Source organism: Burkholderia sp. Ac-20392 (assembly GCF_017104585.1).
Taxonomy (GTDB): Bacteria; Pseudomonadota; Gammaproteobacteria; order Burkholderiales; family Burkholderiaceae; genus Burkholderia; species Burkholderia lata.
Genome location: NZ_JAAGPB010000330.1, coordinates 1 through 9,573 on the forward strand (window position 1 = coordinate 1; position 9,573 = coordinate 9,573).

Sequence of the window (9,573 nt, forward strand, 5' to 3'; positions counted from 1 at the left end):
TCGCACGCCAGACGCGCGCGCCGCCAACGCTTCAGGCATTCGCCTCCCCTACCTCCTCGGCCCGATGGCACGCTACGCGCCGGCCGTCGACCTCGCGCAGCTGCGGCTCCTCCGCACGGCAGCGCTCGACCGCATACGGGCAGCGCTGGTGGAACGCGCAGCCCGACGGCGGATTGAGCGGCGACGGCAGTTCGCCCTGCAGCTTGATCTGCACGCGGCGGTCTTCCTCGAAGATCGCCGGCGTCGCCGACATCAGCGCGCGCGTGTACGGATGGCGCGGCCGTGCGTAGATCGTTGCCTTGTCGCCCAGCTCCGCGACGCTGCCGAAGTACATCACCATCACGTCGTCCGCGACGTGCTCGACCACCGACAGGTTGTGCGAGATGAACACGTAGCTCGTCTTGAACTGCTCCTGCAGATCCATGAACAGGTTCAGGATCTGCGCCTGGATCGACACGTCGAGCGCGGACACCGGCTCGTCGGCGACGACGATGCGCGGATCGAGGATCATCGCGCGTGCGATCGCGACACGCTGGCGCTGGCCGCCCGAGAACATGTGCGGATAGCGCTTCGCGTGCTCGGGCCGCAGGCCGACCGTGCGCATGATCTGCGCGATGCGCTGCGCGCGTTCGGTGGCCGTCAGGTTCGCGTTGATCTCGAGCGGCTCGGACAGCGTCTGCTCGACGGTCTTGCGCGGGTTGAGCGACGCGAACGGGTTCTGGAACACCATCTGCACGCGGCGGCGCAGGTCGGCAACCGTCTCGCGGCTTGCGCCGGCCACGTTCTTGCCGTCGATCGTCAGGCTGCCCGAGGTGGGTGTCTCGATCATCGTCAGCTGGCGGGCGAGCGTCGACTTCCCGCAGCCCGATTCGCCGACGACGGCGAGCGTCTTGCCGCGCTTCAGCGAGAACGACACGCCGTTCAGCGCCTTCACCGTGCCCTGCCCGAACATTCCGCGCTTCACCGAATAGTGTTTCGCGAGGCCGTCGGCCACCAGCACGGCTTCCTCGTCGTGCGGCGTGGCGCCCGTTTGATTGACTGCATTCATCGTGCACCTCCCGTCAGGTCGAGGTTGGAAACGTTGAGCGGCTTGATGCAGCGTGCGCGCATCGCCTCATTGCCGGACACCAGCGTGTCGAGCGCCGGCCGCGCCTTGAGGCAGTCGTCGACGACGTACTTGCAGCGCGGCGCGAACAGGCACCCGGACGGGCGATCATCGCGGCCCGGCACCATGCCGGGCAATGCGGCAAGGCGACGCGCCCCCTTATTGTGCTCGGGAATCGCCGCGAGCAGCGCTTCGGTGTACGGATGATGCGGCGCACGGAAGATGTCGGGCACGCTGTTCGTCTCGATCACCTCGCCCGCGTACATCACCGCCACGCGCTGCGCGACCTCCGACACCACGGCCAGGTCGTGCGAGATCAGCACGAGCGCCATGCCGCGCTCCTTCTGCAGCTTCACGAGCAGGTCCATGATCTGCGCCTGGATCGTCACGTCGAGCGCGGTGGTCGGCTCGTCGGCGATCAGGAGCTTCGGGTTGCACGCCACCGCCATCGCGATCATCACGCGCTGGTTCATCCCGCCCGACATCTGGTGCGGGAACGACGTGATGCGGTTCTTCGCATCGGGAATGCCGACCTGGTCGAGCAGCTCGAGCGCGCGCCGGTGCAGCGCGTCGCCGCGCAGCCCTTCGTGCAGCTTCAGCACTTCCTTGATCTGGTAGCCGACCGTATAGCTCGGGTTCAGGCTCGTCAGCGCGTCCTGGAACACCATCGCGATGTCCTTCCCGACGATCTTGCGGCGCGCTTTCGGCGACGCCTTCAGCAGGTCGACGCCGTTGAACGTGACCTCATCGGCCGTCACCTTGCCCGGTGCGTCGATCAGGCCCATCAGCGCCATCATCGTCACGCTCTTGCCCGAGCCCGATTCGCCGACGACGCCCACCACCTCGCCCGGTGCGATCGACAGGTTGATCCGGTCGACCGCGGGCAGGCCGTTGAAGTTCACCGCGAGATTGCGGATGGTCAGAAGATTGTTGCTCATGTCAGGCCATCCGTTTCAGTTTGGGATCGAGCGCGTCACGCAGCCCGTCGCCGAGCAGGTTGATCGCGAGCACCGAAATCAGGATCGACAGGCCCGGCATCGTCACGATCCACCACGCGTTGTCGATGTAGTCGCGCGCGGAAGCCAGCATCGCGCCCCACTCGGCGGTCGGCGGTTGCACGCCGAGGCCGAGGAAGCCGAGTGCGGCCGCATCGAGGATGGCCGACGAGAAGCCGAGCGTCGCCTGCACGATCAGCGGCGCCGTGCAGTTCGGCAGCACCTGCGAGAACATCAGGCGCAGCGTGCCGGCACCGGCCACGCGCGACGCCGTCACGTACTCCTTCTGCAGCTCGCCGAGCGCCGATGCGCGCGTCAGGCGCACATAGGCCGGCAGCGCGACGATCGCGATCGCGAACATCGTATTGGTGAGGCCCGGGCCGATGATCGCGACGACCGCGACCGCGAGCAGCAGCGACGGCAGCGCGAGCAGCACGTCCATGATGCGCATCACCGGCGTGTCGGCCCACTTCTGGAAGAACGCGGCCACGAGCCCGAGCACGACGCCGGGGATCAGCGCGAGCACGACCGACACGAAGCCGATCCAGAACGACATCCGCGCGCCGTACATCAGGCGCGAAAGAATGTCGCGGCCCGCTTCGTCGGTGCCGAGGATGAATTTCCAGTTGCCGCCGTCGAGCCACGCGGGCGGGATCTTCACGAAGTCGCGGTATTGCTCGACCGGGCTGTGCGGCGCGAGCAGCGGGGCGAGCAGCGCGACGAGGATCAGCACGAGCACGACGATGCCGGCGCCGACAGCGCCGCGGTTGCGCGAGAAGTTGGCCCAGAACTCGCGCAGCGCGAGCGCACGGCCGCCGGCCGGCGCGGATTCGGTCGGCAGGGTATTTTGCAGATTGCTCATGGGATTACCTCGTGTGGCGGATGCGCGGATTCAGCACGCCGTACAGCAGGTCGACGACCAGGTTCACGACGATCACGAGCGTCGCGATCAACAGGATGCCGCCCTGGACGACCGGATAGTCGCGGCGGCCGATCGCATCGATCAGCCACTTGCCGACACCGGGCCACGAAAAGAGCGTCTCGGTCAGCACGGCGCCCGCGAGCAGCGTGCCGATCTGCAGGCCGATCACGGTGACGACCGGGATCAGCGCATTGCGCAGCGCATGCACGACGACCACGCGCGCGGGCGACAGCCCCTTCGCGCGTGCGGTGCGGATGTAGTCCTCGCGCAGCACTTCGAGCATCGACGAGCGCGTCATCCGCGCGATCACCGCGAGCGGGATCGTGCCGAGCACGATCGCGGGCAGGATCAGGTGACTGACCGCCGACTTGAACGAGCCTTCGTCCGGCGCGAGCAGCGCGTCGATCAGCATGAAGCCCGTCGGGTGCGGGAAGTCGTATTCGACGGCGATGCGCCCCGATACGGGCGTCCAGCCGAGGTATGACGAAAACACCATGATGAGGATCAGCCCCCACCAGAAGATCGGCATCGAGTAGCCGGTGAGCGCGGTGCCCATCACGCCATGGTCGACGACCGAGCCGCGCCGCAATGCGGCGATCACGCCGGCCGGCAGCCCGACCGCGAGCGCGAACACGAGTGCGCACAGCGACAGCTCGACGGTCGCCGGGAAGCGCGCGAAGAACTCGCCCGCGACGCTCGTGTTGGTGATGATCGACGTGCCGAGGTCGCCATGCAGCGCCCGGCCGATGTAGTGGAGGTACTGCATGGGCAACGGCTGGTCGAGCCCGAGGCGTTTCATCGCCTCCGCATGCATCGCGGGATCGACGCCGCGCTCGCCCATCATCACTTCGATGGGGTCGCCCGGTATCAGGTGAATCAGCGCAAACGCCAGGATGGTGATGCCGATGAAAGTCGGGATCACCATGCCCACGCGGCGCAACACGAATGTGAACATGATGCGTCTCGTATTTTCTTGTGGGAAATGTGCGACCGGCGACGGGAAGCTTTTGGCCTCCCGCCGCCGGATGAATTAGCCGGTCTCGGTCTTCGTAGACAGCTTACGCCGGGCGTGTTACTTCACGCTAACACCGTCGAAGCGGGCATAGCCAAGCGGCTCGATACGCATGTCGACCACGGTCTTGCGCACCGGCTGGTAGACCGTCGAGTTCGCGATCGGCGAGAACGGCAGCTGCTGCGCGAAGATCTGCTGAGCCTGCGTGTAGAGCTTCGTGCGCGCGTCCTGGCCCGTCGTCGTGCGGCCCTTCTGGACCAGATCGTCGAACGGCTTGTAGCACCAGTGCGAGAAGTTGTTGCCCTTGATCGCGTCGCAGCCGAGCAGCGTGCCGAGCCAGTTGTCCGGGTCGCCGTTGTCGCCCGTCCAGCCGATCAGCATCGTGTCCTGCTCACCCGCGTGCGCACGCTTGATGTACTCGCCCCACTCGTACGTGACGATCTTCGCCTTCACGCCGATCTTCGCCCAGTCGGCCTGGATCATCTCGGCCATCAGGCGGGCGTTCGGGTTGTACGCGCGCTGCACCGGCATCGCCCACAGCGTGATCTCGAAACCGTTCGGGAAGCCTGCCTTCGCGAGCAGCGCCTTCGCCTTCGCGGTGTCGTTCGGCGCCATCTTCAGGTTCTTGTCGTACGACCATTGGGTCGGCGGCATCGGCGCGTTGGCGGCCTGGCCGGCGCCCTGGTAGACGGACTCGAGGATCGCCTTCTTGTTGATCGCCATGTCGAGTGCCTGACGCACTTCGAGCTTGTCGACCGGCTTGTGCTCGACGTTGTACGCGAGGTAGCCGAGGTTGAAGCCTGCCTGCGACGGCATGTCGACGCCCGAATCGGCCTTCAGCGTCGCGATGTCGGCCGGACGCGGATAGCTCATCACCTGGCATTCGTTGCGCTTGATCTTCTGCACGCGCACGCCCGGATCAGGCGTGATCGAGAAGATCAGCTTCGAGATCTTCACTTCGCCCTTCTTCCAGTAATCAGGATTGCCGTCGAACCGGATCGTCGCGTCCTTCGTGTAGCTGCGGAAGATGAACGGGCCCGTGCCGACCGGCTTCTGGTTGATGTCGGCGGCCTTGCCTGCCTTCATCAGCTGGTCGCCGTATTCGGCCGACAGGATCGACGCGAATTCCATCGCCATGTTCTGGATGAACGGCGCATTCGGCTCGGCGAGCGTGAACTTCACGGTGTACGGATCGACCTTCTCGACCTTCGTGATCAGCTTGTCGAGGCCCATGTCGGTGAAGTACGGGAACGACACCGGGTACGCCTTGCGGAACGCCTGGTTCGGATCGAGCATGCGCTGGAACGTGAACAGCACGTCGTCCGCGTTGAATTCACGCGTCGGCTTGAAGAAGTCGGTCGTGTGGAACTTCACACCATGGCGCAGGTGGAACGTGTACACCTTGCCGTCCGACGACACGTCCCACTTCTCGGCAAGGCCCGGCTCGACCTTCGTGCCGCCGCGCTCGAATTCGACGAGGCGGTTGTAGACGGTGAACGTGGCGGCGGTGAAATCGACGCCGGTCGTAAATTGCGCGGAATCGAAACCCGCCGGGCTGCCTTCTGAGCAGTAGACGAGCGTTTTGTTCGGGATCTGTGCGAATGCAGAACCCGCGACGCCGAGCGATGCCGCTGCCACGCCTGCAATGGCGGTAACACGCAGGGTGTGCAACAGACGGTTGTATTCCATGTTTCCTCCAGGTCTCCAGATCGGAACCGGCCCGCCCGGGGCCGGTGTACGCGGATATTACTTGAGCTAACGATGTGGCAACAAGCTGGAGAAAAAACTCTTCTAGATGCCCCGCCGGGTTTTTGCCGATGTTTAGTGTGGGTAAAAAATGCGACAACGCGCGCGAGCGACAATTTCGTTCATCTCGCGCAAGTTTCGTTCGACGACTAAACAATTCGGGCGCGAACACGAAGGTTCGACGCACTGTTTTCCCGTGTTCTGCAGCACATCATTGCGTTTTGCGAAACGATCCGGTGATCGTCTTCAAATCGTCATGTCGTCGCGTCGTCACGCCGGCGCGTCGAGGTCGGCGCTGCGCGCGGGCACGAACGCGACCGCGACGATCGACAGCGCGATCCCGGCCATCACATAGTAGGTCGGCGCGAGCGGCGTGCCCGTGACCTTGATCAGCCACGTGACGATGAACTGCCCGAAGCCGCCGAACAGCATCACCGCGACGTTGTACGCGATCGACAGCCCGGTCGAGCGCACGTTGGCCGGGAACAGCTCGGCGATCATCGCGCCGAACGGCCCGTAGTAGCCCGCGAGCGTGACCGACAGCACGGCCTGCACCGCGATCAGCCGCGCGATGCTCGGCGCCGCGTCGAGCCAGGCGAACAGCGGATACATCAGCACGAGCGTCAGCACCAGCGACCACAGCGACAGCCCCTTGCGGCCGATGCGATCCGACCACGCGCCCGCGATCGGCGACAGCACCATCAGCAGCAGGTTGCCGACGATCACCGCGTAGAACGATTCCGCGTAGGGCAGCTTCAGCTGCTTCACCGCGAAGGTCGGCAGATAGCTGATCAGTACGTAGATCGTCACCGTCAGCGCGATCACCGAACCGAGCCCGCACAGCACCTCGCGCGGGTGGCGCGTGAACACTTCGCCGAGCGTCGCGCGGCGCGCGCTTTGCTGCGCATGCAGGAACGCTTCGGAATCGGCGAGATGGCGGCGGATGTAGAAGCCGATCGGGCCGATCACGAGCCCGAGGATGAACGGCACGCGCCAGCCCCAGCTGCGCAGCGCATCGTGCGACAGCCCGCGCGTGACGGCCGCGCCGACGAGTGCGCCGATCAGCAGCGCGGCCGCCTGGCTCGCCATCTGCCAGCTGCCGTAGAAGCCGCGTTTCGAGAATGGCGCGGCCTCGATCAGCAGCGCCGTCGCACTGCCGAATTCGCCGCCCGCGGAGAAGCCCTGCAGCAGACGGCCGAGCACGATCAGGATCGGGCCGCCGATGCCGATCGCCGCATACGGCGGCGCGACCGCGAGCAGGAAGATGCCGGCCGTCATCAGGAGGATCACGAGCGACAGCGCCGCCTTGCGGCCGGCGCGATCCGCGTACAGCCCGAACACGATGCCGCCGATCGGGCGCATGAAGAACGCGACGCCGAACGTCGCGGTCGTCAGCAGCAGCGACGAGTATTCGCTGGAGGTCGGGAAGAACAGTTCGGCGATCACGACCGTCATGAAGCCGAACACCGTAAAGTCGTACCACTCGAGCGCGTTGCCGATCACGGCGGCCGCGACCGCTCGCCGGTTCAGCGCACGCTCGGGCCGGATCGTTTTCGTTGAATTCGCAATCGTCGCCATGCGTGCCTCGTCCTCGTCAGTTCGCCGTGTCGGGCTGCGCGGCGTGCGGGGTGCCCGCGGCGCGCTGGTTTGCAGCGAGTGTAGAAAGCGACGGAACCGTTTTCAAGCAATAAAAAACGCCCGCCGTCTTTCGACGGCGGGCGTTTTGCGGTTTTCGCCACAATGCGGCATCGCACGATGCCGCACGGACCTCAACCCATCTTCGAGAAGGCGCTGCACCAGCCCTTCGCCGACACCTGCTTGCCGGGGAACGCGCCGCACGGGCCCGAGGCCGAGCCCTTCTTGCCCTGGTACAGCATGCAGGCCGCGCAATCCTGGCCTGCTGCGTATTTCGGATACTTCGTCTTGTCGACCTTCGTGGCATCGGCCTTGTAGCCGAGTGCCGTCGCGGTCGGGTCGCTTTCCGTGAGCATCGGCGCATCGGCCAGCGCTTCACGCGACAGCGCCAGCGCGGACACGGCACCAATGCTCGTAATCAGGAAACTCCGACGGGATGTTTTCATGGGGGACTCGCTCCAACGTTATTGGTTTGAAAGCTGTTCCAGGGTCTGTCTACCGATGGAACACGCATGCGAAGGCCCGAAATCGCTCGTCCCCCAAGGGGACTTCCTTGCGGGGCGCAGGCAAGGAGGGAGGAGCGCCGTTTGGCCAAGCCAAACAAGCGACGACCGACGCCGCCATGCGGGCGATTTCGGGCCTTCCCGTGGAAACGATATCAATTTGGGGTTGCCCCGAGAAGGGCCGCTCGCCGCGTTGCGCGCCTTGCGAATACGTCCAGTATTCGCGGCGTCGCGCGCCTCGCGAGCGGCCCTTCTCGGGGCAACGCATGCGTGTTCCATCGGTAGACAGACCCTGTACAGCCGTTCGACAGAATAACGCTCAAGCGAATAAATGTGCGCGCCGAAATTCCAGAGATAAGGAATTTCACACAGCCGCCACACGGCCGATACGCACCCGTCACGGTCCCACCACACCCCCGCCACACACGCGCCGCGTCAGTGGTAAGCCGCCATGTCGCCCACGCGCTGCGCGAGCGCGAGCGACGCGGTGAGCCCCGGCGACTCGATGCCGAACAGGTTCACGAGCCCGCGCACGCCATGCTGCGCGGCGCCCTGCACGATGAAATCGGCCGGCGGCTCGCCGGGGCCCGCGACCTTCGGCCGGATGCCCGCGTACGCCGGCTGCAGCGCGTCGTCGGGCAAGCCCGGCCAGAATGCGCGAATCGACGCATAGAACGCGGTCGCGCGTGCGGGATCGACTTCGTAGCGCAGCGCATCGACCCATTCGACGTCCGGGCCGAAGCGCGCCTGCCCGCCGAGATCGAGCGTCAGGTGCACGCCGAGCCCCGCGCGGTCGGGCATCGGATAGATCAGGTGCGAAAACGGTGCACGCCCCGACAGGCTGAAATAATTGCCGCGCGCGAGATAGAGCGGCGGCACCCAGCGCGGGTCGAGTCCGCGCGTGCGGCGCGCCAGCGCCTGGGCGCCGAGGCCCGCGCTGTTGATCACGCAGGCGGCCTCGATCTCGGTCGGCGCGTCGCCGCCCGTGCGCACGACGAAGCGCCCGCCGCGCAGCACGTCGATCGATTCGACCGGGGATTTCAGCGCGCACACCGCGCCGTCGCGCTCCGCGTCGCCGAGCAGCGCGAGCATCAGCTGGTGGCTGTCGACGATGCCGGTGGACGGCGAGAACAGCGCCTCGACGCATTCGAGCGCGGGCTCGAGCGTCTGCGCCTCGGCGCGCGTGAGCGGCATCAGGTCGAGCACGCCGTTTTCGGTCGCGCGTGCGGCAATCGCCTTCAACTGCTTCACCTGCGCGGCGCTCGTCGCGACGAGCAGCTTGCCGGCACGCCGGTGCGGCACGTGACGCGTCTCGCAGAATTCGTACAGCAGGTCGCGTCCGTGTACGCACGACATCGCCTTCAGCGACCCGCGCGGATAGTAGAGCCCCGCATGGATCACTTCGCTGTTGCGCGAACTCGTACCCGTGCCGATCGCATCGGCGGCCTCGAGCACGAGCGTTTCACGCCCGCGCGCGGCCAGTTCGCGCGCAATCGCAAGACCGACGACACCCGCGCCGATCACGACACAATCCATCTGCTCCATGACGTTTCGCGCCGCTAGCGCGTCGAGGGGAGAGAAGAGAATTGTACGTCCCGGTTCACCCGCTTGCCGAAGGTCGTGCAGCGTATCGCGACGACGACGCGCATGACGCG

8 protein-coding genes are annotated in these 9,573 nt (G+C 66.0%); all 8 read right to left on the reverse strand.

What is annotated here, in order from left to right:
- Positions 1-31 precede the first annotated feature (31 nt).
- Entirely contained in the window at positions 32-1,048 is a 1,017-nt protein-coding gene (locus G3N99_RS27680) for a peptide ABC transporter ATP-binding protein (RefSeq protein ID WP_174947360.1), read from the reverse strand.
- Positions 1,045-2,043: an ABC transporter ATP-binding protein gene (locus G3N99_RS27685; RefSeq protein ID WP_174937505.1), complete on the reverse strand. Its 999-nt coding sequence runs from the start codon at positions 2,041-2,043 to the stop codon at positions 1,045-1,047. The genes G3N99_RS27680 and G3N99_RS27685 overlap by 4 nt, the downstream gene beginning before the upstream one ends.
- Before the next feature lies 1 nt (position 2,044).
- Positions 2,045-2,962 carry an ABC transporter permease subunit gene (locus G3N99_RS27690; protein ID WP_174937503.1) on the reverse strand — a complete coding sequence of 306 codons (918 nt, stop codon included), beginning with the start codon at positions 2,960-2,962 and terminating at the stop codon, positions 2,045-2,047.
- 4 nt (positions 2,963-2,966) lie between these two features.
- Positions 2,967-3,977, reverse strand: a complete 1,011-nt coding sequence (locus G3N99_RS27695; protein ID WP_011353491.1) for an ABC transporter permease subunit — start codon at positions 3,975-3,977, stop codon at positions 2,967-2,969.
- Positions 3,978-4,094: 117 nt separating this feature from the next.
- On the reverse strand, positions 4,095-5,723 hold the full coding sequence (locus tag G3N99_RS27700) for an ABC transporter substrate-binding protein (protein WP_174947358.1): 1,629 nt from the start codon (positions 5,721-5,723) through the stop codon (positions 4,095-4,097).
- A 327-nt stretch (positions 5,724-6,050) separates the two neighbouring features.
- Complete coding sequence (locus tag G3N99_RS27705; protein WP_011353493.1) at positions 6,051-7,358, reverse strand: MFS transporter; 1,308 nt, start codon at positions 7,356-7,358, stop codon at positions 6,051-6,053.
- A 191-nt stretch (positions 7,359-7,549) separates the two neighbouring features.
- Positions 7,550-7,861, reverse strand: a complete 312-nt coding sequence (locus tag G3N99_RS27710) for a high-potential iron-sulfur protein (RefSeq protein WP_011353494.1) — start codon at positions 7,859-7,861, stop codon at positions 7,550-7,552.
- 492 nt (positions 7,862-8,353) lie between these two features.
- Positions 8,354-9,463 (reverse strand): NAD(P)/FAD-dependent oxidoreductase, encoded by a 1,110-nt coding sequence (locus tag G3N99_RS27715; protein ID WP_174933855.1) that lies wholly within the window; start codon positions 9,461-9,463, stop codon positions 8,354-8,356.
- Between the last annotated feature and the right edge of the window lie 110 nt (positions 9,464-9,573).